The sequence below is a fragment of the Proteus vulgaris genome (assembly GCF_011045815.1).
GTDB classification, from domain to species: Bacteria; Pseudomonadota; Gammaproteobacteria; order Enterobacterales; family Enterobacteriaceae; genus Proteus; species Proteus vulgaris_B.
On record NZ_CP047344.1, the window covers coordinates 732,749 to 758,011 of the forward strand.

Below are 25,263 nucleotides of genomic sequence, written 5' to 3' on the forward strand. Positions count from 1 at the left end.
CTAAAAATAAATGCCCCCATCTTAAAAGAGAGCATCATCAATAATAGTGTTAATCTTCTTATTATGGTTTTACAAAATGACTCACTGAGCCACGCTCTATAAGTTTGGGTGTAAGCACCAAAACATTGTCATCAGCATCGATATTTTCCATACGATGTAATAATTGGCTGACAGCAAGTTTACCCAATTCATCTTTAGGTTGGTGAATGGTAGAAAGAGGAGGGATCATATAAGAGGCTAGGTCGATATCGTCATAACCCATGACTGAAATATCATCAGGTACACGCAAACCTTTTTGATAAATAGCTTGATAAGCACCAACAGCCATTGCGTCATTACAGGTGAAAACTGCTTGTGGTAAGACAGAATGTGAGAGTAATTCTTGCATCGCGCTAAACCCACCCGCAAATTCAAAATCACTGGTTAACACAAACTCCTCTCGAATAGTGAGTCCTGCTTTTTGCATCGCATTGTAATAGCCTTGCAAACGATGTTTAGCTGGGAGTTTATCTTGTGGGCCTGCAATACAGGCAATTTCAGTAAAGCCTTTTTCAATCAGATAATTGGTGGCGATTTCTCCCCCAAGCAGGGAGTTATCTTGAATAATATCTCCACCGTATTCGAATGGAGACCAATCCATCATGACCATAGGTAAACGAGGATAACGATTTAGTACTTCATGAGAGGGCGCTCTGGCTTCTGTTGACATCAATAATAAGCCATCAACACGTTTTTGTAGCAACGTTTCAAGGCTACTATCCATGCGCTCGTAATCCCCTTCGGTATTACATAAAATTAGGCTATAGCCTTTTTCGTAGCAACTGCGTTCAACACCACGCACAACTTCTGCATAGAAAGGGTTGCTACTAGCTGTCACTAACATACCAATAGTGTGAGTACAGTTCATTTTTAAACTGCGTGCTAAAGCTGAAGGCGCGTAATTTAAGGTTTCGATAGCATCATTAACCTTTTTACGAATGCCTTCACTGACATAACGATTGTTATTGATAACGTGAGAGACTGTTGATGTTGAAACGCCCGCTAAACGGGCGACATCTTTCATTGTTGCCAAAGTACTATGCTCGCTCTGCTAAAAATGATTCGATTTCATGACGCCAAGGAACTGAAGATTGCGCACCATGACGTGTAACTGCAATGGCTGCTGCTGCATGGGCAAAACGAATAGCCTCAACAGAAGGTTTGCCTTCTAATATTGCTGTGACAAATGCACCGTTAAATGTATCACCTGCGGCAATGGTATCAACAGCTTCGACACGAAATCCAGGAATTATCATGCCTTTTCCTTGTTCACTAAACCAGACTCCACGGCTACCCAATGTAATCAGTACTTGTTTGATACCTTTGTGATGTAAAATATCGGCGGCTTTAGCCGCACCTGCTTCATCATGCACAGAAATACCTGTTAATATTTCGGCTTCTGTCTCATTTGGGGTGATAACATCAATAAAACTCAGAAATTCATCAGATAAAGGTTGAGCTGGAGCAGGGTTTAAAATAACTTTTGTATGATGTGACTTTGCCAGTTTAGCTGCTTCAAATACGGTATCTAACGGTGATTCTAACTGCATTAATAAGGCATCAGCATGTTCAATAACATGATGATATTGCTCAAGATGTCTAGGGGTTAGTGCGCCATTAGCACCTGCAATGATGCTAATTACATTTTCGCCTTGCTCATTAACAAGGATCATTGCAACACCAGTTGGTGTTTGCGGAATAATACTAATTGCATCGATATGAATATTATCTGTTTTAAGTTGTGAAATTATCTCACTACCAATCGCATCATCACCAACACAAGCAATAAAGGTAATATCAGCACCACTACGACCACAAGCAACCGCTTGATTTGCACCTTTACCACCAAAGGCTATTTTGTATTGATGACCAATAATGGTTTCACCGGGTTTTGGAAATTGTGAAATATTCATAATGTGGTCAACATTAATGCTACCTAGAACAGCAAGGCGAGGTGTTGTCATAGCCTTTTATCCTTGTGAAAACATGTTTAATGATCAAAGTCACCACGGAGCAATATCACTCCGTGGCATTTGTTGTTGTTATTTTTTAATAACTAACTCAAGTTCGACTGGGATTGTTGCATCCACTTTTTCGCCTTTGAGAATTTTATCAGCGGTTTGAATGCCGATGATACCAATTTGAACCGGGCGTTGAGCGATGGTTGCACCTAACATGCCACGGTTTACCGCTTTGATACCATCGTCTGTGCCATCGAAACCAATCACTAATACATCGGTACGACCCGCAGTTTGCAATGCACGTAATGCACCTAATGCCATTTCATCATTTTGTGCGAAAACAGCTTGCACCGCAGGGTAAGCAGTTAATAGGTTTTGCATCACGTTAAGACCTTTAGTACGGTCGAAATCAGCGGGTTGGCTTGCAAGTACATTTAATTTATGGGCATCAACAGCTTGTTTAAATCCTTCACCACGTTCACGAGATGCAGAAGTTCCGGTGATCCCTTCTAGTTGAATGACTTTGGCATCATTAGCTACTTTTTCGGCAATATAATCACCCGCCATTTTGCCACCAAGGCGATTATCAGAAGCAACATGGCTGACAACATCACCTTTGTTTGCAACACGGTCTAACGTGATAACTGGGATCTTAGCTTTATTCGCTAAAATAACTGCATTACCTACAGCATCTGAGTCTGTTGGGTTAATGAGCATTAAGCGTGTGCCTTTTACGGTTAAATCTTGCACGTTAGCAAGCTCTTTAGCTGGGTTATCCATCGAGTCAAGTACAACTAAATCGTAACCTAAACGATTTGCTTCTTTCTGTGCACTGTCTTTCATGGTAACAAAGAATGGATTATTGAGTGTAGAGATAACAAGGGCGATAGATTCTTTTGCAAACGCGTTAGCACTGATTGTGGCACTTAACGCAACAACAGAAAGAAGTGTCGCCATTTTTTTGAGTTTCATAATATAAGTTCCTGTCGGGGTTCGGATTAAGAGAATAGAGAGTTATTTTTTGTTATCTACCAAAACAGCAAGTAAGATGACCACCGCTTTTACTATCATTTGATAGTTTGATGATATTCCTAATAAATTTAGTGCATTATTTAAGAAGCCTAGAATAAGTGCACCAATTAATGTACCGATAATACGGCCTTTACCACCTGCAAGGCTTGTACCACCCAGAACAACCGCAGCAATGGCATCTAACTCATAACCATTACCTGCCATCGGTTGTGCTGATGAAAGGCGAGCAACTTCAATTACGCTAGCAAGGGCAGCTAATAAACCACAAAGTGCATAAACAATAATTTTTATTTTATCGACGCTAATACCGGATAGACGTGTTGCCGACTCATTTCCCCCAAGCGCATAAATATAACGACCTAAACGGGTATGATGTAATAAATACCATGCACTCAAAAAGACAATCATCATGAGCCAGATTGGGGTTGGAATACCAAATGGACGACCAATACCAAACCAGCTAAAGAGATCAGCATTATCGCTAAATCCAGTATTAATTGGACTGCCGTCGGTATAAACACGGGTAACACCGCGCAGTAATAACATCATGACTAACGTAGCAATAAAGGCTTGAACTTTACCTTTTGCTACGATAATGCCTGTTACACCACCAATAGCTGCACCAAGTGCTAATGCGCCGACAACCGCAACAAGGGCATTAACATCAGCGCCAACCATAGATGCTGCGACAGCGCCAGTTAACGCAAGTAATGAACCCACGGATAAGTCGATACCAGAGGTTAAAATAACAAGGGTCATGCCAACCGCCATTATGGCGTTAACGGATGTTTGTTGGAGAATGTTGAAGATATTATTTAAGGTAAAGAAATTAGGGCTGAGTGTGGAAACGACAACAATCAGAAGTAGTAATGCTATCAGTGATTTTTGCTCTAATAGCCATGCTTTTGAGAACCAACGTTTTGACGCTGGAATTGAATTTGTGCTCATATCAAACTCCTACCTTAGCGTCATATTGTTTACCAACAGCGGCCGCCATTAGCATTTCTTGTGTGACATTGTGAGCTGAAAACTCACCGCTAATACGCCCTTCATGCATCACCAAAATACGGTCACTCATTCCCATTACCTCAGGCATTTCAGAAGAAATTAAGATGATGCTTAATCCTTCTTGTTTAAATTTATTAATTAGTTGATAAATTTCTTTTTTAGCACCAACGTCTACACCACGAGTGGGTTCATCAAGAATAAGCACTTTGGGGCGAGTCATCAGGCCTCTTGCGATAGCCACTTTTTGTTGATTTCCCCCGGATAAAAAACCAATTGTTTGATCCATTGAGGGGGTTTTTATATTGAACAATTTAATAAAATCACCGACAGTAAGTTGCTCTTCTTTATGATTGAGCACTCCCATGCCACGACTAAAATAACGAAGTGCGGTCAGTGACATATTTTCTTTCACTGACATACCTAGCACTAAGCCATCTCGTTTTCTGTCTTCAGAGATATAAACAATGCCTTGTTCCAATCCTTCAACCGGCTTTTTGATTTGGCAGAGTTTTCCATCGAGTTCTACGGTGCCATTGGTTTTGGGCAATGCGCCGTAGATAATTTTCATTAATTCTGTACGACCAGCCCCCATTAAACCTGAGATACCGAGAATTTCACTTTCATGTAATGAGAAACTGACATCGTGAACATCTTCACCACTGAGGTTAATGACATTGAGTTTGGTTTTGCCTTGGGGAATGTTGATACGAGGATATTGGTCTTCTAATTTACGGCCAACCATCATTTCAATAAGCGTATCTTCTTGTAATGCGCTAACGGGTTTTTCACCAATAAACTGACCATCTCGCAGTACAGTGACATCATCACAAATCTCAAAGATCTCTTTTAAACGATGTGAGATATAAACAATGCCACAACCTTGATCTCTTAGTTCACGAATAACACTAAACAGAGATTCAGTTTCTGTATCGGTTAATGCATCTGTAGGTTCGTCCATAATAATGACTTTAGAACCAAAACTGAGAACTTTGGCGATTTCCACCATTTGCTGATCGCCAATCGATAATTCAGATACTAAACGGTGACTGCTATAAGCGAGGTTTAATCGAGCTAATAACTTATCAGCCTCAGCATACATTTTCTTCCAATCGATAGCCCCAAAAGCACGTGTGAACTCACGGCCTAAGAAGATATTTTCTGCAATGGTTAATTCTGGGATAAGGTTAAGCTCTTGGTGAATAATGCCTATTCCTGCTTCTTGTGATGATTTAGGACCATTGAAGGAGCAATGCTCACCTTGATAAATAACTTCGCCTGCATCTTTTTTATAAATGCCTGTAAGCACTTTCATCAGTGTTGATTTACCCGCACCATTTTCACCCACCAAGGCCATCACTCGACCGGGATAAATTCGCAAAGTAGCACCTGATAGTGCTTTTACACCAGGGAATGACTTATCAATATCTTTAAGCTCAAGTAAAGGTTTCATATTGTCCTCAGAAAGTCACACCAGAAAACAACACAATATTGGCATAAGGTGTACATTCACCTGTTCTAATAACAGCTTTATTTTCAGTAAGTTGTCTTTTGAATGTTTCATGTGAAACATACGTTATTTGAATGGATTTCTTCTGTTCTTGCTCTAATAAATTAAGATAAGAGACTATCTCTTTAAAAAGGATGGGGTTAATGGTCTTAATTTCTTCCGCCAGCATGACTGCTTCAACTTGCATCTCATGAGTGATTGTTTGCAATACTGACATAAAGTCAGGAATACCCTGTGTTAGAGCAAGATCAATACGTTCAACAGAAGAGGGAATGGGTAATCCGGCATCTGCAATGGTAATTTTGTCAGTGTGTCCTAAACGTGAAATTACGCTAGAAATAGGACTATTTAGTAATACGCCTTTTTTCATATTTCCTCCTCAGCGAAACGTTTCGCTGTTTATATAGTAGAAAAGAAAAAGGGGAAAACAAGTCTGATTTATTCAGATTGTGAGCGCGATCGAAACGTTTCGTTGGGCAACAAAAAGAAAGAAAAATCTAACTGACTGAATAAATTAGCGCTGAATGGATTCAATAGGAAAATGCTTTATTTGCAATGATTTTCATAAAATATGAGTTATAGGTTACATCTTATATAGAGGAGTTTGAGTAATAATAGTACTAGATTTAACTTTTTATTAAGCTTTTCTTATGTAAATAGGCTGTATGGGATAGATAGAGCAAATTGTAATTCAAAAATGAACAGAAGAATTAGTAATCAAAGAGTTAATAGTCGTTTTGGTAAGTTATGGGCATAGAAAAATGCCCGTTTAATACGGGCATTTTAGACGTTATTTAGCTTGATAATCCGTAATAGATTTTTCAATACCAACGGCATCAAGTCCTAAGTCCGCTCGGATCTCTTCTTGTCCACCTTGTGGTACAAACAAATCAGGAATACCGAGGTTTAAGACAGGCACTAAGCAACGCTCTTGCATGAGTAATTCATTAACTCCACTGCCAGCACCACCCATAATGGCATTCTCTTCTAGTGTCACCAACATATCATGTTGCTCAGCAAGAGAAAGGATAAGTGATTTATCAAGAGGTTTGATAAATCGCATATCAGCCACAGTGGCATCCAACTTTTCAGCGACTTCTAATGCTTCAGGTAGTAATGTACCAAAGTTTAGGATCGCAATACCTTTGCCTTGGCGACGAATAATACCTTTACCCATAGGGAGTGGGCTAAGTGGTTGCAATTGCGCACCAATACTGGAGCCTCTTGGATAACGTACGGCAACAGGACCATCTTGATAGTGATAACCGGTATGAAGCATTTGACGACATTCGTTTTCGTCGCTTGGTGCCATAATAACCATATTAGGAATACAACGTAAGAATGAGAGATCAAAAGCACCTTGGTGAGTTTGACCATCTGCTCCTACAATACCACCACGATCAATGGCAAATAAAACAGGCAGTTTCTGAATCGCAATATCGTGGATCACTTGGTCGTAAGCACGTTGTAAGAACGTCGAGTAAATAGCAACAATCGGCTTATAACCACCAATTGCTAAACCTGCTGCAAAAGTAACGGCATGTTGTTCCGCGATCGCCACATCAAAGTATTGTGATGGGTACTCTTTTGAGAAACGCACCATACCAGAACCTTCACGCATTGCAGGGGTAATTGCCATCAGTTTTGGATCGGTTGAGGCTTCTTCACATAACCAGTCACCAAAAATTTTGGAAAACGTAGGTCGTGCATTAGGGCTTTTAGGTAATGTCCCTGTTTGTGGATCAAATTTTGGTACAGCGTGCCAGCTAATAGGATCACGTTCAGCAGGAGCATAGCCACGACCTTTTTTGGTCATAATATGCAGAAGTTGAGGACCTTTTAGATCACGCATATTCGCGAGGGTTTGTACTAATGCAATAACATCATGTCCATCAACAGGACCAATATAGTTAAATCCTAACTCTTCAAACATGGTGCCAGGAACGACCATGCCTTTGATATGTTCTTCTGTCTTTTTCAGTAATTCTTTAATTGGTGGAATACCAGAAAAGACCTTTTTTCCACCTTCACGCAAGGTGGTGTACAGTTTGCCAGATAACAATTGTGCAAGGTGATTATTCAATGCACCAACGTTTTCTGAAATCGACATCTCGTTATCATTAAGAACAACGAGCATATCAGGTTCAATATCACCCGCGTGGTTCATCGCTTCAAAAGCCATGCCCGCAGTAATTGCGCCATCACCAATGACACAAACTGTTTTTCTATTCAGTTTTTCTTGTTCGGCGGCAACAGCCATACCTAAACCTGCACTGATAGAGGTTGAAGAGTGACCGACACAAAGTTTGTCGTATTCGCTCTCTTCTCGCCAAGGGAAGGGATGTAGTCCATTTTTTTGGCGAATGGTATCAATACGGTCACGGCGACCAGTTAAGATTTTATGGGGATATGCCTGATGACCTACATCCCAAATGAGGTTATCAAAAGGGGTTTTATAGACATAATGAAGAGCAACCGTTAACTCAATAGCACCTAAACCTGAGGCGAAGTGACCACTTGAGCGGCTTACACTGTTAAGAAGAAATAGCCTTAGCTCATCACAGAGTTTAGGTAAACTCTCTTTTGGTAATAGGCGTAAATCTTCTGGTGTTTCAACCAACGCCAATGTGGGATATTTTTCGATATCAATGCTCATGTGATGCCTATTAATTAATCACTTGTAATAGGGAAAGAACAGGTAAGCTGCTCTCTTTATTTTTTATTAGTTTTTCCGTTCGACGATAAAACTTGCTAATTGTTTAAGCGTGGTTGTATCGTACTCGTATTGCTCAAGAAACGCTAAGGCATCCAGTGCTTCGTTATACAATTCCTGTGCTTTCTTTTGAGCTCGTTCTAAACCAAGGAGGGCTGGGTACGTACTTTTTCCTGACTCTTGGTCGCTACCTTGTCGTTTTCCAGTTTCTTCTGTACTTCCGATGACATCTAAAATGTCATCTTGCACTTGGAATGCAAGGCCGATGGAGTGAGCATATTTATCTAATGCAGGTAATACATCATGGCCTTTAGAACCTGCACTATATGCACCTAAACGTACAGCCGCACGAATTAATGCACCTGTTTTGTGTAAATGGATTTTTTCAAGAGATGCAAGATCAATTGATTTATCTTCGGCCTCAAGATCAAGTGCTTGACCTCCACACATACCTGCAAGACCACTCGCTGTAGCTAATTCAGCAATCATTGCAACGCGATCAGCTATTGAGACATCGGGCATTGGGTTTTTTGCTAAGATCTCAAAAGCCAGAGTTTGTAGTGCATCACCCGCTAAAATAGCGTTAGCTTCACCGAATTCGATATGACATGTTGGTTTACCTCGACGCAGATCATCATCATCCATCGCAGGTAAATCGTCATGAATAAGGGAATAAGCGTGAATACATTCCACAGCAGCTGCTGGAGCATCAAGGTTTAGCGCAGGGACTTTAAACATCTCGCCAACAGCATAAACAAGGAAAGGACGTAAGCGCTTCCCACCTAAAAGAGCGCCATAATGCATGGCTTTACCTAGAGGCATGTCAGTAAATGGTAAAGCTAAGAGCGCTTGATTTAACGCATCATCGACACGCTGGTGGGCGGAATCTAATTTATGACGGAACGCATCCGTACTTGAAGTTGCGTTACTCAATTATTCTGCCTCTTGGGTAAAATCATCAGGAGTTGCATTGTCGTCTTCTTTTAGAAGAATACGAACACGCTGTTCAGCATCTTGTAATGTTTTTTGTCCAACACGGGCTAGTCGAACGCCATGTTCAAACTCATTAAGCGCTTCTTCTAAAGGGAGTTCACCGGATTCTAAGCGGTTTACGATTTGCTCAAGTTCTTGCATGGATGCTTCAAAACTTGGTGCTTTTGCGATGTCTTCGTTAATTGATGTCGTTTTTTTAGCCATAGTATATTTGATAATAAAGCATGTTAGCGCTGAATAATAGCGATCATCTTACTACAAGTAAGATGAAAATTTCTTATTCAGTCGATGATTTTTGCGGGTGAGCCCTAAATATTGGTGATATACTTTGTGACTTTTATAAACTCCAGTCAATTTACATCACTGTAGTTTATGTTTCTATTTAATAACCTATGACCATTGACTATGAAGTTTATTATTAAATTATTCCCCGAAATTACGATCAAAAGCCAATCTGTTCGTATACGTTTTATCAAAATCCTCACTAGCAATATCCGTAATGTATTAAATACAATCGGCGATGAAATCACAGTTGTCCGTAATTGGGATAACATTGTGGTTGTGAGTAAAGATGAAAGTAAAAGTGAAGCAGTATGTGATGCATTAACACGCATTCCTGGTATTCACCACTTTTTACAAGTCGAAGAACATCCTTATACCGATTTACATAATATTTTTGAGCAAACTTTTGCAGCATTTAAGCATTTAGTTGAAAACAAAACATTCTGTGTTCGTGCAAAACGTCGTGGTAAACACAGTTTTACTTCTAATGAAGTTGAGCGTTATGTGGGGGGTGGTTTTAACCAACACGTTGAAAGCGCGAAAGTGAAGTTAACTCGTCCTGATGTCACCATTAATTTAGAAATTGAAGACGATAAACTTATTTTAGTTAATGCTCGCTATGAAGGTATTGGTGGTTTTCCAATTGGTACGCAAGAAGATGTCTTATCGCTGATTTCTGGTGGCTATGACTCAGGTGTATCAAGCTATATGCTAATGCGTCGTGGTAGCCGAGTTCACTATTGTTTCTTTAACTTAGGTGGCTCAGCGCACGAAATTGGCGTTAAACAAGTTGCGCATTATTTATGGAATCGCTTTGGTCGTTCTCATAAAGTGCATTTCGTTGCGGTTGACTTTGAGCCTGTTGTCGCAGAAATCTTAGAAAAGGTCGATGATGGGCAAATGGGCGTTGTGCTAAAACGTATGATGGTGCGTGCAGCATCAAGAGTGGCAGAGCGTTATGGTGTTCAAGCAATTGTAACGGGTGAAGCCTTAGGCCAAGTTTCTAGTCAAACTTTAACTAATTTACGTTTAATTGATAATGCGACAGATACGTTAATCTTACGTCCTCTTATCACTCATGATAAAGAAAACATTATCAATATTGCACGTCAAATTGGCACAGAAGATTTTGCTCGCACAATGCCAGAATTCTGTGGGGTAATTTCAAAAAGCCCAACAGTGAAAGCTGTTAAAGCGAAAATTGAAGCAGAAGAAGAGAAGTTTGATTTTTCTATTCTTGATAGCGTTGTTGAAAATGCTAAGAATATGGATATTCGTCGTATTGCCGAAGAAACTGTACAACAAGTCACAGAAGTTGAAATGGTCTCCGAATTCGGTACAAATGACGTTATTCTTGATATTCGCTCCCCCGAAGAGCAAGAAACATCACCATTAAAAATGGATGGCATTGATGTTAAAGAGTTACCATTCTATAAACTCAGCACGCAGTTTGGTGATTTAGATAAAGCAAAAACCTATTTATTGTATTGTGATCGCGGAATGATGAGTCGCTTACAAGCACTTTATTTACGTGAGCAAGGATTTGAAAACATTAAAGTGTATCGTAAAAAATAATATGCTAACGATTTGATCTTGCGAATAAAAAAAGCCACTGAAAAGTGGCTTTTTTTTAATTATACAACTTTTATGTTGGGGAATGTCGCTGCCATTCTCCAGATGATTACTTCGCTCTTATTGCTTGGCCATCATCATGGTGATTGTGCGAGCCCATATTTTTTACAAAATGCTTATCCCCAAAGCCTGTAAATTCATCTTGGTAATTATAAATACCGGGTGGCAATACGAGTTGCTTGGCGACATCAGCTGCAGCTTCTTTACCTTTTAAGCGTTCGATAATTTTTAGTGCAAAATCGATAGAGGTTGCAGGCGCTTGGCTAGTAATTAAATTAACTCTTTCATCATAATAGACACGATAATCCACCCACTTTTTGGGTGATATTTTATCTTTTAATGCAGGGAAGCCCGTCATATTCCCAATAGGGAAAATATTATGAGTTTCAAGAATTATTGCAGGGGCAGCACAAATCGCGGCCACAAGTTTATTTTCACTGTGCATGCGACGTACTTTTTCGACCACTAGAGGACTATCTCTTAATGTTTCAGTACCTTGTAATCCACCGGGGAGAATAATAACGTCATAGAGATGATCAACAACACGAACTAGAGGCGCATCAGCGACCAGTTTAATACCTCGAGAACAAGTGATAACAAGATCATCAACATCATCTTCTGCGCTAGCAAGTACAACATGAATACCGGCTCTGACTAATAAATCTGCCGTGGTCACGATTTCGGTTTCTTCACTTCCATTAGCTAGGCAGATGATCGCTGATATGGTCATAATTGCCTTCCTGTTGTTTAATAAATTGAAAAAGATGGTTATTTTCCGGTAAGACAAGGCCTTGCGCTGACGCCCGACGTAATAAATAACCGGTAATATAGTCAATCTCTGTATGGCGTTGATATTTCACATCTTGATACATAGATGAATAATTATTTGCTGTTTGTTCTATGGTATCAATAATGTAGCCATGCAGATGTGTTTTAGACGTTGGGATAACACCTTCGCGCTCCATCACTTGATAAACTTCATCACAAATTTTGTGAATATGCTCAGGGTGGCGCAATAAATCTCCATTACGACACTGATAATAAACAGTTAATGGATTAATCACGCAATTAACCGCAAGTTTTAGCCAACTAATGGTGTGGATATCATTGTGCCAAGCGACATCGGGTAATGCATGATGTAGTATTTCTGCTAAATGACTGTATTGTTGGGCAGCACTATTTAATGGGCCAATATGTGTTATACCTGTAGCTGTGTGGATAACGTGCTGGCCTTGTTGATAAGCTCCATGAGTAATAATGCCTTGCAAAATTGGTCTAGTGATAGAATGTTGTGTTGCTGTTAATTCATCAGCAGTTCCCATACCATTATGAATTAATAAGATAGGACATTGTGCAGATAAATAAGGTAGAAGCGCATTTACAGCATCTGAGACTTGCCACGATTTTAAGCAAACAATAAGTAATTCACTTTGTTTTAACCATTCAAGCTGATTCGCGATAATGCGCTGATAAAAAGGCTCACCATTAATATTATCGACGCTCACATCTAAAAAAGGTTGTGGCACTCTTAGCCAGCCTTGTACTTCGTGAGTTTGAAGTGTTAACGCGGCGATCCAAAGTTTACCTATTGAACCACATCCTAAAACGGTAATTTTCATTGTGCCTCTTCTTTTGAAAATCGTAATAGAGTAAGGCGGTGACCTGCTGTCACTAGACTATCTTTCTGAAATTATAACATTGATTGTGCTTCTCTGTTTAAAGTATGTTTGCTCTTTACTATCAGTATGAATTTGAGTGATAAAGTCGTTATTGAATGTGCAATGCTTTTTTGCAACCTTAAAAGAAGCTATTATTTGGGTTGTATTTATTTATTGAGGAAGAAAGAATGCCATCTTTTGATATCGTATCTGAAGTTGACTTACATGAAGTGCGTAATGCGGTAGAAAACGCACAACGTGAACTGACTACTCGTTGGGATTTTCGTAATGTCGAAGCCAGTTTTGAATTAAACGAAAAAGCAGAGTCAGTGAAAACAACCAGCGTATCTGAATTTCAGGTTCAGCAATTATTAGATATTCTGCGTGAGAAAATGGCAAAAAGAGGGATCGATGGTGCAGTATTAAATATCCCTGAAGAAATGACTCACAGCGGAAAAATGTACAGTGTAGAAGCGACCTTAAAACAAGGTATTGATACTGCATTAGCGAAGAAAATTGTTAAGCTGATCAAAGACAGTAAATTAAAAGTACAAGCTCAAATCCAAGGTGAACAAGTTCGAGTAACTGGTAAATCTCGTGATGATTTACAAGCTGTAATGAAATTAGTTCGAGAAGGTGAGCTAGGACAGCCATTCCAATTTAATAACTTCCGTGACTAACAATTTATCCATTTAGTCATAAAAAATGCGCTGAATAAACAGCGCATTTTTGTTTTCATTCGACAAACTGATTGTGAGTTAAACCGAAGGAATTAAAGACTCTAATGTTGCTCTCGGTGTTTGTTTAGTGTCCACTTTTATATAGGCGCTTTGCTCATCAGCAATAATCACAACTTCATTAACACCTGGTTGTTGTTTAAATATTTGTTGTAGTTTTTGTTGCTGTTCTAAAGATAGATTAGACGGTAATTCAACACGTAAACTACTAACATAAGCGGGTTGACGTAAGGTTAAACTAATCAAAAACCAAATAATACCAATCACTAAACAACCTAGAAATACGATTTGTGCATCATAATGCTGATAAAGCCATCCACCTAAAATACCGCCCAATGCCACACCTAAAAATTGGCTGGTGGAATAAATTCCCATTGCAGTACCTTTATAGCCAGCAGGTGCTTCTTTACTAATTAATGAAGGTAGTAGTGCTTCCATAATATTAAAGCCAATAAAAAAGACCTGAATGCCAGCAATAATTAGCCATAAACTAAAGCCAGAACTTATTAAAATAATTTGAGCGATAATCAGTAAAAAGATACAGAATAAGAAAACCTGTTTCATTTTACGTTTTTTTTCTGCGTAGATAATAAAGGGTAATACGGTAATAAAGGCGATAAGCATGGTGACGAGATAAACGATCCAGTGCCTTTCTTTTGCTAAACCTGCGCTACTCATAACTAGAGGAAGCGCAACAAAAGCCGCCATTAATAAAGTATGTAGTGAAAAAATACCCATATTCAACTTAAGAAGCTGTGCATCAAATAAGACTTTTTTTACACTGCCACGGACAAAACCAGATTCTCGATTAAGAATATGATGTTCACTATTGGGAACGGTAAAAAGCGTAATAATAATTCCACCAAAGGCGAGTAGGGCGATCCCCCAAAAGAGTCCATGTAAACCAAAAATATGTGTTAAGACAGGCCCTAAAACTAGGGCTAAAGCAAAGGTAATTCCAAAGCTGATACCAATAAAGGCCATTGCTTTTGTTCTATTTTGTTCCCGAGTTAAATCGGAGAGTAAAGCCATAACTGCGGCTGATATAGCTCCAGCACCTTGTAGTGCTCGACCAATAATAATGCCGTAAATATTGTCACTAAGAGCTGCAATAAGGCTCCCGACAATAAAAATAATTAGGCCGAAAACAATCATAGGTTTTCGACCAAATTTATCAGAGAAAATACCAAAAGGAATTTGGAATACCGCTTGTGTTAATCCATAAATACCGATGGCTAATCCAATGAGTGATTCTGTTGCGTGTTGTAGCTGAAGCCCATAAGTGGTTAAAACAGGGAGTACCATAAACATGCCAAGCATGCGAAGAGAAAAAACAGTGCCTAGTCCCCATGTTGCTTTGCGCTCTAATGGGGTCATTTTATTATCATTCATGGATTACCTCGTATTACTGATGCCCCATTGTAATGACATTTTATAACGAGGTTAATCAATAAATGGGATGCAAAAAAGTCAAAACTGTACTGATATCTTCTTTAGTCGCAAAACAGGATAAAAAAAGACCAGTCAGAAGGCTGACTGGTCTTTTGGTTACTTTAGTAAATACATTATCTTAAATAAGCAAAGACAGTTTCTGTTGAGCTTGTTGGATCAACCGACATCATTACACTTAATGAAGTGATTGCCACAATAGAGAAAATAAATAATTTTCGTGCCCACACTTTATCATTGGTTGCTTTATAACCGGATAAAGCCATGCCCAACCACCAAATACTGACGGCAGAAGCAACTATTAGATATTTATAGCCCGCATATCCAACTAATGTCAGCATTAAGGTTGCAATCATAAATGCCAGAATATAAAGAATGATATGGCGTTTAGCGACTGAGATCCCTTTAATAACGGGTAATACCGGAATATTAGCTGCTTGGTAGTCTTTAAAACGGAAAATAGCAATGGCATAAGAGTGAGGCATCTGCCACAAACTAAAGATAAGTAATAGGATTGCCGCGCCCGCATCAAATTCACCGCTAACGGCACAATAACCGATAACAGGGGGAGCAGAGCCAGATAAACTTCCAATCAGTGTGCCATAAACAGATTTACGCTTCATATAGAGGCTATAAACCCCAACATAAATAATAAAACCAAATACAGCGATAAACATTGCAAGCGGGTTGGCTGCTACATAGAGCAACACAACACCTGCAATACCTAATACTGAGGCATAAATTAGGCTAATTTGAGGGTCAATTAATCCTTTAACTAATGGGCGGTTCTTCGTTCTTTCCATGATACGGTCAATATCACGGTCAATATAGTTGTTAAAAACACAACCAGAAGCAACGACCAGAGACACCCCAAGTAGAGTCGCGACAAATAGGGGATAGTCAATCTCACCTTTGGAGGCGAGAAGAAAACCACCTATTACAGAAATTAAATTTCCAAAAATAATTCCTGGTTTGGTGACTTGTAGGTATTGCTTAATCATAGCGACAACTCTTAATCCATCATCATATTGATGTTCAGGTTGTACATAATCCACAACGAGCCTACGACAACAATGCCGATAATAAGCAGTGTGAACAGGAATGCAACGACGTTCCAGCGCTCTTCTGATGACGTATTCATATGTAAGAAGAAGACTAAATGAACAACAATCTGCACAACAGCCATACCGACAACGGTCCATAGAATAGTTGCTGGTGTCGCGGTTCCTTCCATCACCATCCAAAATGGAATAACGGTGAGGATAACAGACAGAATAAAGCCAATCAGGTAAGACTTCATACTGCCGTGGCTTGCGCCTGAAGGAGAAGTATTTGGATGACTCATTACATCGCTCCCATCAGATAAACTACGGTGAACACACAAATCCAGACAACGTCAAGGAAGTGCCAGAACAGACTTAAACAGCTTAAGCGAGTACGGTTAACTTCTGTTAAGCCACGGCGTGATACTTGGATCATTAGGATCACAATCCAAATTAAACCCGCTGTTACGTGAAGACCATGCGTTGAAACTAATGCAAAGAATGCAGATAAGAATGCACTGCGATCTGGGCCGTAACCTTCTGCGATTAGCTCATGGAATTCGTAAACTTCCATGATGACGAAACCTAAGCCGAATAAGAAAGTAACAAATAACCACAGATTAACTTGGCTAACGCTACCTTTATTCATGCTCAGCATAGCGAAACCAAAAGTGATACTACTAAATAGCAGTAAGAAGGTTTCAACTAAAACAAAAGGTAAGCTAAAAATTTCTTTACCTGAAGGACCATCAGCAATCCCGTTAACAAGCACCGCATAAGTGGCGAATAAGCTGGCAAACAGGATAAGGTCGCTCATTAGGTAGATCCAGAAGCCGAAAACTTTCGTCGCTCCTGCATCGTGATGCCCATGATGCTCATGGGCGTTTGTGTTATTTACAGTTTGAGTAGACATTATTTCACACCTGCTTTTTTCAGTTCTTCATAATGCTTATTCTCGATAGCTTCAATTTCAGGTACTTGGACATAGTAATCCACATCTGTATCAAAGCTCTTCACGATCCAAGTGACAATCATGCCAGCGAAACCAACGATAGCTAACCACCAGATATGCCAGATCATGGCAAAACCAAGGACTAAACTGAATGCTGAAATAATTACACCTGCACCAGTATTTTTAGGCATGTGGATTGGTTCGTATTTGGTTGGGCGTTGATAAGCTGTACCTTTTTCTTTCTGATCCCACCACTCATCACGAGTTTGAACATTAGGCTCAACAGCGAAGTTGTAGAAAGGTGCAGGCGAAGAAATTGACCACTCGAGAGTACGTCCACCCCATGGATCGCCCGTTAAATCACGGTTTTGATCACGGTCACGAATACTCACGTAAATTTGGATAACTTGGCAAGCGATACCGATAGCAATCAGTGCAGCACCCCCAGCGGCAACTAACAGCATTGGGTTAAACTCTGGATTGATATTTTGGCTTAAACGACGAGTCATACCCATAAAGCCAAGAATATACAGTGGCATAAAGGCCATAAAGAAGCCGATAAACCAGAACCAGAATGCACGAATACCCCATTTTTCATTCAGTGTGAAACCGAATGCTTTAGGGAACCAGTAAGTCATACCTGCGAAACAGCCAAATACCACACCACCGATAATAACGTTATGGAAGTGAGCAATTAAGAATAAGCTGTTATGTAAAACAAAGTTAGCACCTGGAACAGCCAGCAGAACTCCGGTCATTCCTCCTACAGAGAAGGTAATTAGAAAACCGATAGTCCATAGCATTGGGCTTTTGTACTCGATACGGCCTTGATACATCGTAAACAGCCAGTTAAAGATCTTAACCCCTGTTGGTATGGCGATGATCATGGTGGCGATACCAAAGAAGGCGTTTACGTTAGCCCCTGAACCCATAGTAAAGAAGTGGTGTAACCAAACGATAAATGACAATACGGTAATAACAACAGTTGCACCGACTAATGAGGTGTAACCAAATAACCGTTTTTTAGAGAATGTTGCCGTGACTTCAGAAAACACACCAAATACAGGCAGAACAAGAATATAAACTTCTGGATGACCCCAAGCCCATACGAGGTTGATGTACATCATCATGTTACCGCCCATATCATTGGTAAAGAAATGCGTACCAAGATAGCGGTCTAATGTTAACAATGTAATCGTAACGGTTAAAATTGGGAATGCAGCAATAATCAGGACGTTAGTACATAAAGCCGCCCAAGAGAATACTGGCATTTTCATCATGCTCATGCCTGGCGCACGCATACGCAGGATAGTCGCGAAGAAGTTAACCCCTGTTAGAAGTGTACCAATACCAGATATCTGTAAACTCCATATCCAGTAATCAACCCCGACTCCAGGGTTATACTCTAAGCCTGAAAGTGGCGGATATGCTAACCAACCTGTTTGTGCGAATTCACCAATGCCTAAAGAAAGGTTGATAAGTACCACACCAACGACAAAGAACCAGAAGCTCAGTGAGTTTAGGAAAGGGAAGGCCACATCACGAGCGCCAATTTGTAAAGGCACTACGAGGTTCATCAGACCAACAACGAAAGGGGTTGCCATGAAGAAAATCATGATAACGCCGTGTGCGGTAAAAATCTGATCATAGTGATGAGGAGGTAAAAAGCCCGCTTCACCAGCTGAAGCTAGTGCTTGTTGGCTTCTCATCATAATGGCATCGGCAAAGCCACGGAACATCATGACCATTGCAACGATGATATACATAATACCAATTTTTTTATGGTCAACACTGGTTAACCATTCGCTCCATAACCACTTCCATTTACGAAAATAAGTTAGTGCGCCAACAACAGCAAGTCCGCCCAGAACGATACCGAGTAAAGTTACTACGATAATAGGTTCATGCAACGGGACTGCATCAAGAGTTAATTTTCCGAACATGCCTTTATTCCTCTGCTCCTGCATGCGCCGCATGGCTCATGTTCATATTCATTGTTGCATCAGCATGTGCTGTCTGATTGCTACTTGTGTGAGCGCCATGACCTGTATGACCAAATTTAGAAATAGTCTCTTGGAATAACATTGGCTTCACGCTTGAATAATAGGTCACTGGATTTTTCTGGCTTGGTTTAGCAAGTTCATTAAATGCAGCAGTAGTATTTAACGTATCTGATGATTGTTTTACTTTCTCAACCCATGCATCAAAACCAGCACGATCAGGCGTTGCTATTGCGGTAAATTTCATATCTGAGAAACCATGCCCACTATAACTTGCTGACATACCTGGATATTCACCTGGTTCATTAGCGATTAGGTGAAGTTTGGTCTGCATTCCAGCCATCGCATAGATTTGACCACCCAAGCGAGGGATAAAGAATGAGTTCATGACTGAGTCAGAAGTGATTTTGAAATTAACAGGTACATTAGCAGGGAAAGCCAATTCATTGACTGTCGCAATACCTTGTTCTGGATAGATAAATAACCATTTCCAATCCATTGAAACAACTTCAATGGTGACCGGTTTTTCTGAGGACTCTAGGGGTTTGTAAGGATCAAGCTCATGGGTTGTTTTCCATGTGATGCTTGCCAAAATCACAATAATGATAATTGGCACGGTCCAAACAACGAGTTCAATTTTATTTGAGTGAGCCCAGTTTGGGCGGTAGGTGGCTTTTGTATTGGATTCGCGGTAGCGATAAGCGAAAACAATCACCATCAGTATCACCGGTATCACAACAATTAACATTAAACCAAGTGCAATAAGGATTAATGTTTTTTGCTCAGCGCCGATAGCGCCTTTGGGATCCATTAACGCCATGTCACAGCCACTTAATAAGAATGCGGCTGCTAATAGCGAGAGTGTCCCAATACTTTTTATGTATTTCATAAGTCTCATCCAACGACCTAAATGACAAAGGTTCTATTGTTGTTTCATCAGTATCAGTAAGGACATTTTACGGTAAGGTTGCCACAGTGTAAACAATTGTAATGGTAAGTGGGTGATTGGTTGTTCTTTTGTGTTAATGTGATCACAAGTAATTAAACTATTAAATAATTGTTAATTTAATTATTGGATATTAACGATAATTTCATAAAGTATCATATTTCTAAAATAAATACATATTTTTACAAATAAAAATGCAATAAAAAATGTAAGAAAACGTATTTTGATTAAAAAAGTGACAGCAAGCAGGTCTGAGGAGAGTTTATGAGCTAAATCCTTTTTATTATGATGTTTAATGTCTTAATTTGCCGGTTATGTGATTTTTAATATTGATAATAGATCATTTGTTGAATATTTATATTCAATGAGGATTTTATTCATTAAATAAGAAAAAAGGATTACAGCGGATAAAAATAGATCCGCTGTAATAAAAATTAACAATTTGCTATCAGAAGTTATATTTCAAGCTATATACAATGCCGTCTTGAAGAAAACTCTCTCCTAGCTTTTTATAAGCATAGCGATATTGAATTCCTGTAGTAATAGATGTTGTCGGATGCCACCAAATGGCTAAAGCGCCATTAATGCCATTTTTACCTCCATTGCCATAACGTTTATGTCGTTGAAATTCCATCTCATGCCAGTTTGTTAGGCTAAATTTTTGATTTTTTATATTAAAATCATATCCAGCAACCCAACCAGCCACATAACCGTTGTTACCTGAATATTTAGATTGATCGACATAATGAAGGGCAATAAAAGGTTTAAACCATAAATTAGCAATTTGAGTGTTATAGCCAAACCCGTAAAGTGTATTTACTTCATGAAAGTTACCACCATATTTTTTACCGGGGAGTGACCATGTACCATAAACATGTCCATATAAATTAAAGTTACTTTTGCCTAAATAAATACGAGCAGTACTTTTAATGGTATAGCGCTGATTATCTCCCGGATGAGTTTCTCTTTTATTAAAGGGATTCTCTAAATCGAAAAAGCCATAAAACTCCCCCCATGAAAAATTAGCAGCACCTTCAAGTTCTAAATAGGCAAAATCATCTTTATGGGAAGTTTTGCCTGTTTTGTGTGTTGTATGTGTTGTCCAATCTAAGTAGTTAATACTTGTGCTTGCAAATCCTCCTAAATAACTTGCCTGAGAAGATAAAGAGAATGTTGTTGCGATGACAAACAAAAATGGTTTTTTGATCATAAATTATCTCGATGTTTCATGGTCGATTATGGTTGCGGTGAATGTTCAGTTTTTCTTTTTTATTGGAATAATAAACTATAAAAATCCATTTTGTAGGAATTTTAGCTCCAAATAAGATCTATTTCTAGAATTTTGATATTAGTTTAAAAAATAGGAAGTTTTGTGTTTTTTTATTTATTTTTTCGAGTTAATAGTAAAAATAAAAAAGGAATCTTTGATAAGAAGAGGAAATTTAAGGAGATAATGATAAAAAATAACACTTAGATGAAAAAGTAATATGAACAGTGCAAAAATACCTCACGACACAAGAATGAAGGGATAGTATCATTAGCTCATATTTGTTTTTACTTTACTTGGAATTTTCATTGTGACCTCATTTGCTGAACTTAACGCCCTTCCTGCAGAACAACTCGCTAACCTTAATGAAATGGGTTATTTAACTATGACTCCAGTTCAAGAAGCCGCTTCACCTGCTATTCTTGCAGGAAAAGACGTCCGTGCTCAGGCAAAAACAGGTAGTGGTAAAACGGCTGCTTTTGGTTTAGGTGTATTACAACATATTGATGCAAAACAATTTAATACCCAGTCATTAATATTATGCCCAACGAGAGAGCTTGCCGATCAAGTTGCAAATGAATTACGTCGCCTTGCTCGTTATTTACCTAATATTAAAGTATTAACGCTATGTGGCGGAGTCCCCTTTAGTATTCAACGTGATTCATTAATTCACGCTGCACATATTATTGTGGCGACACCTGGCAGATTACTTGATCACCTGAAAAAAGAGACTGTCAATTTAGATGATGTAAAAACGTTAGTGCTCGATGAAGCTGATAGAATGCTGGATATGGGATTTTTTGATGATATCAATGATATTATTTCTCGTATGCCAACGGCTCGCCAAACTCTGCTTTTTTCTGCAACATGGCCAAATGAAATCGCTGCAATCAGCCGTAAAATACAGCAAAATCCTATCACTATCGAAATAAATTCAGTTGATGAGCTCCCTGCTGTTGAACAGCAATTTTATGAAATATCTCGTCATGGCAAAATAGGATTGCTACAAAAACTGTTAAGCCGTGAACAACCAGCTTCTTGCGTGGTTTTCTGCAACACAAAAAGAGATTGCCAAGATGTGTATGAGACACTGACAGAAAGCAATCAAAGTGTGCTTGCTTTACATGGCGATATGGAACAAAGGGAACGTGACCAAACTTTAATTCGTTTTTCTAATGGGAGTTGTCGTGTGTTAGTTGCAACGGATGTTGCAGCTCGCGGGCTTGATATTAAAGCGTTAGAAATGGTGATCAATTACGAATTATCATGGGATCCTGAAGTGCATGTTCACCGTATTGGGCGTACAGCAAGGGCGGGTGAGAGTGGATTAGCTATCAGTTTTTGTGCACCGGAAGAAATTCAACGTGCTAATGCCCTAGAAGAAATGCTTCATATGAAGATAAATTGGTTACCTGTTCCTACAGGTCTACAAATTACGCCGCTTGAAGCAACGATGGCAACATTATGTATTGATGGTGGTAAAAAAGCCAAGATGCGTCCAGGTGATATTTTAGGCGCATTAACGGGAGATATGGGTTTTAATGGTGCTGATATTGGTAAAATTATGATTAATCAGACTCATGCTTACGTTGCGGTAAAACAGTCAATTGCTAAGCAAGCTTGGAAGCAACTACAGCAAGGTAAAATTAAAGGTAAATCGGTCAAAGTCAGATTGTTTAGATAATTTAAATAATCAGTAACTGTTTTTACTAATACCAAAATTAATATAAATATGAAAAAGGGCAGCTTAAGCTGTCCTTTTTCATTAATGGCCCCAAATATAACAAAACTAATGTGTTGTTATTCTGAGTGCTAAATAATCTAATATTGTGCCTACAACGAGGCTTATTGCACCAATAACAACACCATATAAAAACAGTGATGAAGCCCAATGGCCTAATAATTCATTATTTATTGATTGAATAAAATCAATGGATTGGGATATTTCCAAACCTGATAATGAATTTGTAATAACCAGAATTAAGCTACAAATAAAGAAGAAAACGGCTAGTATTAAACCATAGAGAGCAAAACGGTATTGTTTTATAAATTGTGTTCTTCTAAGAAATTCGCCTGTTTTTTGTGTGTAAATAAGCGTGTTTTTGGAAATCATCAGCAAAATAAGGCCAGGAACTGAAGCCACGATAGAGAAAAGATAAAACGCCTCCCAGCCATGGCTTTCGACATACCAACCCGCAACAGGGCCTACATAAACACGACCAATGGCGGATAGGGCTGAAAGAAGTGCGAATTGTGTTGCTGAAAAAGAAAGATGACAAAGAGTCATTAAAAGTGCAACGAATGCTGCTGTACCCATTCCTCCACAGATATTCTCAAAAGCAACTACGGCACCCATGCTATAAATGTTTTGTTCTGAGATAGCGAGATACCAATAGCCAATATTTGAGCCACCTTGCATTATTCCAAAAATCATCAGTGCTTTAAATAAGCTCCAACGACGCATTAATAAGCCACCTAATAAGGCACCGATAATCGTGGCAGCAAGTCCTAATGTTTTGTTGACTAAACCAACTTCTCCAGCATCAAAGCCAGCGCCACGAATAAGAAATGTGGTACTTAAACTCAGAGCAAAAGCATCGCCCATTTTATATAGGACAATGAGGAGTAAAATAAGCCAAGCATTATTACGAGAGAAGAATTCAGCTAAGGGTTCAATTACGGCTTCATAGAGTGTTCGAGGGGGTTTTACCGCGGTTTCTGGCTCTTGGGCGAGTAGTGTGGCAATCATACCAATTCCCATTAAAGCAGCCATTAACCAATACATATTCTGCCAGCCAATATATTTATCAGCAAGCCAAAGTGCCATCCCACCAGAAACAAGCATTGCAATGCGATAGCCTAATACAGAAACTGCCGCCCCAGTACCACGTTCATCAGCCTTTAAAATATCTGTTTTATAAGCATCGAAGACAATATCTTGTGAAGCTGAACAAAAAGCGACAATAACGGCTAAAGAAGCAAGCCACCATAGATGATCATTAGGGTTTAAAAACCCCATACCTGCAATACCTATTACCAACCCTATTTGGGTAAGTAACATCCACCCTCGACGACGCCCAAGAAAAGAAGGCGTATAGCGATCCATAAAGGGTGACCAGAGGAATTTAAATACATAAGCTTGCCCCACCAATGAGAAGAAACCAATGGTTTTTAAATCAATGTTTTCTACTGTCATCCATGCTTGTAATGTACCAGCGGTTAATGCAAGTGGTAATCCAGAAGTAAAGCCAAGTAACAGTAAAATAAATGATTTGTACCAAGTGGTTTGTTTGAAGGCAGGCTGAACCATGCAAGAATTCCTTTCGACGACCTGTTTAAGATAACAGGTCGTTTATTCTAATAAATTAACGGGCGTTAGATTTGATAAATTGACTGACTGAAGCGTCTTTTGCCATATCGCTAACGAGCTCACTTAAGACATTATTAATCGCAGCCGCAATTTTCTCATTAGTGGCACCAAATGGTCCCTGAACATTGTAGCTAGTGCGGAATGTTTTGGTATTTGAACTGCCATTTGGCAAGGTGACAATAACTGAGATATCTGCTTTCGCACTGATATTATGGCGAACACTTCCTTCACCTACATCTGCGTTGAGTTTATTGATAACAATGATCACATCAGCGCTAGCAGGAGAACCTACCATAAAACCACGGGCTGTCATTTGTTTTTGCAATACTTCTTGCATTAAAAATGCAATATCACGAGTTGGAACAAGTACTTCTAGTTTTCCATTACGGTTAATTTCCGCTAGGTTTTTAGATGTACGTTTGTCTTGGCTTGAAATATTCAGTGAAATTGGGCGCATGGTTGGATCGGCCGCAGGAACTGACATTACAGGCTCAATAGAGAGTTTGTTACTAGGAGTTGCACAACCTGAAAGTAGTGTTAATGCAAAAACAGCACAGAGTAAATTTTTAATCATGAGGTAATCTCGGTTAAATATGTCTGTTGTGTTAACAAGTAGAATAGGTTTCAAACTTTAGCCTATCATACCACTGCTAATAGGTTGCTAATATCCTTTT

The 25,263-nt window shown here is 39.2% G+C and carries 23 protein-coding genes; 3 read left to right on the top strand and 20 right to left on the bottom strand.

Annotated elements, in window-relative coordinates:
• Positions 1-61: 61 nt before the first annotated feature.
• The 9 genes from rbsR to xseB form a co-directional block, all read right to left on the bottom strand.
• The gene (gene rbsR, locus GTH24_RS03430; protein ID WP_176694711.1) at positions 62-1,072 is read right to left on the bottom strand and encodes a ribose operon transcriptional repressor RbsR; all 1,011 of its coding nucleotides are present in this window, start codon (positions 1,070-1,072) and stop codon (positions 62-64) included.
• Between the two features lie 4 nt (positions 1,073-1,076).
• Complete coding sequence (rbsK, locus tag GTH24_RS03435; protein WP_072069402.1) at positions 1,077-2,003, bottom strand: ribokinase; 927 nt, start codon at positions 2,001-2,003, stop codon at positions 1,077-1,079.
• A gap of 78 nt (positions 2,004-2,081) precedes the next feature.
• On the bottom strand, positions 2,082-2,972 hold the full coding sequence (gene rbsB, locus GTH24_RS03440; RefSeq protein WP_164525950.1) for a ribose ABC transporter substrate-binding protein RbsB: 891 nt from the start codon (positions 2,970-2,972) through the stop codon (positions 2,082-2,084).
• Between the two features lie 42 nt (positions 2,973-3,014).
• Positions 3,015-3,980, bottom strand: a complete 966-nt coding sequence (gene rbsC, locus GTH24_RS03445) for a ribose ABC transporter permease (protein ID WP_036932908.1) — start codon at positions 3,978-3,980, stop codon at positions 3,015-3,017.
• A 1-nt stretch (position 3,981) separates the two neighbouring features.
• Positions 3,982-5,490, bottom strand: coding sequence for a ribose ABC transporter ATP-binding protein RbsA (gene rbsA, locus GTH24_RS03450; protein WP_072069400.1), 1,509 nt, complete (start codon positions 5,488-5,490; stop codon positions 3,982-3,984).
• 7 nt (positions 5,491-5,497) lie between these two features.
• Complete coding sequence (rbsD, locus tag GTH24_RS03455) at positions 5,498-5,917, bottom strand: D-ribose pyranase (protein WP_164525951.1); 420 nt, start codon at positions 5,915-5,917, stop codon at positions 5,498-5,500.
• 420 nt (positions 5,918-6,337) lie between these two features.
• Positions 6,338-8,203 carry a 1-deoxy-D-xylulose-5-phosphate synthase gene (gene dxs, locus GTH24_RS03460; protein ID WP_164525952.1) on the bottom strand — a complete coding sequence of 622 codons (1,866 nt, stop codon included), beginning with the start codon at positions 8,201-8,203 and terminating at the stop codon, positions 6,338-6,340.
• Between the two features lie 66 nt (positions 8,204-8,269).
• The gene (gene ispA, locus GTH24_RS03465) at positions 8,270-9,193 is read right to left on the bottom strand and encodes a (2E,6E)-farnesyl diphosphate synthase (protein ID WP_072069397.1); all 924 of its coding nucleotides are present in this window, start codon (positions 9,191-9,193) and stop codon (positions 8,270-8,272) included.
• Positions 9,194-9,457 carry an exodeoxyribonuclease VII small subunit gene (gene xseB / locus GTH24_RS03470; RefSeq protein WP_072069396.1) on the bottom strand — a complete coding sequence of 88 codons (264 nt, stop codon included), beginning with the start codon at positions 9,455-9,457 and terminating at the stop codon, positions 9,194-9,196. It abuts the gene before it with no gap.
• A gap of 201 nt (positions 9,458-9,658) precedes the next feature.
• Here xseB and thiI point away from each other — a divergent pair, with 201 nt between their 5' ends.
• Entirely contained in the window at positions 9,659-11,110 is a 1,452-nt protein-coding gene (gene thiI, locus GTH24_RS03475; protein ID WP_072069395.1) for a tRNA uracil 4-sulfurtransferase ThiI, read from the top strand.
• A 106-nt stretch (positions 11,111-11,216) separates the two neighbouring features.
• On the opposite strand, the gene yajL is transcribed toward thiI, so the two are convergent.
• Both yajL and panE read right to left on the bottom strand, forming a co-directional pair.
• Complete coding sequence (gene yajL / locus GTH24_RS03480) at positions 11,217-11,897, bottom strand: protein deglycase YajL (RefSeq protein WP_241254018.1); 681 nt, start codon at positions 11,895-11,897, stop codon at positions 11,217-11,219.
• Positions 11,866-12,786 carry a 2-dehydropantoate 2-reductase gene (panE, locus tag GTH24_RS03485; RefSeq protein WP_072069394.1) on the bottom strand — a complete coding sequence of 307 codons (921 nt, stop codon included), beginning with the start codon at positions 12,784-12,786 and terminating at the stop codon, positions 11,866-11,868. Before panE ends, yajL begins: the two co-directional genes overlap by 32 nt.
• Positions 12,787-13,013: 227 nt before the next feature.
• On the opposite strand from panE, the gene GTH24_RS03490 reads away from it, so the two are divergent.
• Positions 13,014-13,505 (top strand): YajQ family cyclic di-GMP-binding protein, encoded by a 492-nt coding sequence (locus tag GTH24_RS03490; protein ID WP_072063676.1) that lies wholly within the window; start codon positions 13,014-13,016, stop codon positions 13,503-13,505.
• Between the two features lie 78 nt (positions 13,506-13,583).
• On the opposite strand, the gene GTH24_RS03495 is transcribed toward GTH24_RS03490, so the two are convergent.
• The 7 genes from GTH24_RS03495 to GTH24_RS03525 form a co-directional block, all read right to left on the bottom strand.
• Positions 13,584-14,954 (bottom strand): MFS transporter, encoded by a 1,371-nt coding sequence (locus GTH24_RS03495; protein WP_072069393.1) that lies wholly within the window; start codon positions 14,952-14,954, stop codon positions 13,584-13,586.
• Positions 14,955-15,127: 173 nt separating this feature from the next.
• Complete coding sequence (gene cyoE / locus GTH24_RS03500; RefSeq protein ID WP_164526904.1) at positions 15,128-16,012, bottom strand: heme o synthase; 885 nt, start codon at positions 16,010-16,012, stop codon at positions 15,128-15,130.
• An 11-nt stretch (positions 16,013-16,023) separates the two neighbouring features.
• Positions 16,024-16,356 (bottom strand): cytochrome o ubiquinol oxidase subunit IV, encoded by a 333-nt coding sequence (locus tag GTH24_RS03505; protein ID WP_072069391.1) that lies wholly within the window; start codon positions 16,354-16,356, stop codon positions 16,024-16,026.
• Positions 16,356-16,967, bottom strand: a complete 612-nt coding sequence (locus GTH24_RS03510; protein WP_072069390.1) for a cytochrome o ubiquinol oxidase subunit III — start codon at positions 16,965-16,967, stop codon at positions 16,356-16,358. Before GTH24_RS03510 ends, GTH24_RS03505 begins: the two co-directional genes overlap by 1 nt.
• A complete protein-coding gene (gene cyoB, locus GTH24_RS03515; protein ID WP_115350464.1) occupies positions 16,967-18,949 on the bottom strand; it encodes a cytochrome o ubiquinol oxidase subunit I in 1,983 nt (660 codons plus the stop codon). The genes GTH24_RS03510 and cyoB overlap by 1 nt, the downstream gene beginning before the upstream one ends.
• A gap of 4 nt (positions 18,950-18,953) precedes the next feature.
• Positions 18,954-19,904, bottom strand: coding sequence for a cytochrome o ubiquinol oxidase subunit II (gene cyoA, locus GTH24_RS03520; protein ID WP_115350463.1), 951 nt, complete (start codon positions 19,902-19,904; stop codon positions 18,954-18,956).
• Between the two features lie 496 nt (positions 19,905-20,400).
• A complete protein-coding gene (locus tag GTH24_RS03525; RefSeq protein ID WP_072069387.1) occupies positions 20,401-21,162 on the bottom strand; it encodes an outer membrane protein OmpK in 762 nt (253 codons plus the stop codon).
• Positions 21,163-21,529: 367 nt separating this feature from the next.
• Here GTH24_RS03525 and dbpA point away from each other — a divergent pair, with 367 nt between their 5' ends.
• Positions 21,530-22,903 (top strand): ATP-dependent RNA helicase DbpA, encoded by a 1,374-nt coding sequence (gene dbpA / locus GTH24_RS03530; RefSeq protein ID WP_164525953.1) that lies wholly within the window; start codon positions 21,530-21,532, stop codon positions 22,901-22,903.
• Between the two features lie 105 nt (positions 22,904-23,008).
• On the opposite strand, the gene ampG is transcribed toward dbpA, so the two are convergent.
• Together ampG and GTH24_RS03540 are read right to left on the bottom strand one after the other, a co-directional pair.
• Entirely contained in the window at positions 23,009-24,529 is a 1,521-nt protein-coding gene (gene ampG, locus GTH24_RS03535) for a muropeptide MFS transporter AmpG (protein WP_164525954.1), read from the bottom strand.
• Positions 24,530-24,584: 55 nt separating this feature from the next.
• Positions 24,585-25,163: a YajG family lipoprotein gene (locus GTH24_RS03540; protein ID WP_072069385.1), complete on the bottom strand. Its 579-nt coding sequence runs from the start codon at positions 25,161-25,163 to the stop codon at positions 24,585-24,587.
• Positions 25,164-25,263: the final 100 nt, after the last annotated feature.

Bases quoted from the DNA above. Each gene is read 5' to 3' on its own strand.
- ampG (WP_164525954.1), bottom strand. From the start codon at position 24,529: ATGGTTCAGCCTGCCTTCAAACAAACCACTTGGTACAAATCATTTATT.
- thiI (WP_072069395.1), top strand. From the start codon at position 9,659: ATGAAGTTTATTATTAAATTATTCCCCGAAATTACGATCAAAAGCCAA.
- xseB (WP_072069396.1), bottom strand. From the start codon at position 9,457: ATGGCTAAAAAAACGACATCAATTAACGAAGACATCGCAAAAGCACCA.
- panE (WP_072069394.1), bottom strand. From the start codon at position 12,786: ATGAAAATTACCGTTTTAGGATGTGGTTCAATAGGTAAACTTTGGATC.
- cyoB (WP_115350464.1), bottom strand. From the start codon at position 18,949: ATGTTCGGAAAATTAACTCTTGATGCAGTCCCGTTGCATGAACCTATT.
- GTH24_RS03505 (WP_072069391.1), bottom strand. From the start codon at position 16,356: ATGAGTCATCCAAATACTTCTCCTTCAGGCGCAAGCCACGGCAGTATG.
- rbsB (WP_164525950.1), bottom strand. From the start codon at position 2,972: ATGAAACTCAAAAAAATGGCGACACTTCTTTCTGTTGTTGCGTTAAGT.
- GTH24_RS03525 (WP_072069387.1), bottom strand. From the start codon at position 21,162: ATGATCAAAAAACCATTTTTGTTTGTCATCGCAACAACATTCTCTTTA.
- GTH24_RS03490 (WP_072063676.1), top strand. From the start codon at position 13,014: ATGCCATCTTTTGATATCGTATCTGAAGTTGACTTACATGAAGTGCGT.
- GTH24_RS03495 (WP_072069393.1), bottom strand. From the start codon at position 14,954: ATGAATGATAATAAAATGACCCCATTAGAGCGCAAAGCAACATGGGGA.
- cyoE (WP_164526904.1), bottom strand. From the start codon at position 16,012: ATGATTAAGCAATACCTACAAGTCACCAAACCAGGAATTATTTTTGGA.
- rbsC (WP_036932908.1), bottom strand. From the start codon at position 3,980: ATGAGCACAAATTCAATTCCAGCGTCAAAACGTTGGTTCTCAAAAGCA.
- GTH24_RS03510 (WP_072069390.1), bottom strand. From the start codon at position 16,967: ATGTCTACTCAAACTGTAAATAACACAAACGCCCATGAGCATCATGGG.
- cyoA (WP_115350463.1), bottom strand. From the start codon at position 19,904: ATGAGACTTATGAAATACATAAAAAGTATTGGGACACTCTCGCTATTA.
- rbsA (WP_072069400.1), bottom strand. From the start codon at position 5,490: ATGAAACCTTTACTTGAGCTTAAAGATATTGATAAGTCATTCCCTGGT.
- rbsK (WP_072069402.1), bottom strand. From the start codon at position 2,003: ATGACAACACCTCGCCTTGCTGTTCTAGGTAGCATTAATGTTGACCAC.
- yajL (WP_241254018.1), bottom strand. From the start codon at position 11,897: ATGACCATATCAGCGATCATCTGCCTAGCTAATGGAAGTGAAGAAACC.
- rbsD (WP_164525951.1), bottom strand. From the start codon at position 5,917: ATGAAAAAAGGCGTATTACTAAATAGTCCTATTTCTAGCGTAATTTCA.
- dxs (WP_164525952.1), bottom strand. From the start codon at position 8,203: ATGAGCATTGATATCGAAAAATATCCCACATTGGCGTTGGTTGAAACA.
- GTH24_RS03540 (WP_072069385.1), bottom strand. From the start codon at position 25,163: ATGATTAAAAATTTACTCTGTGCTGTTTTTGCATTAACACTACTTTCA.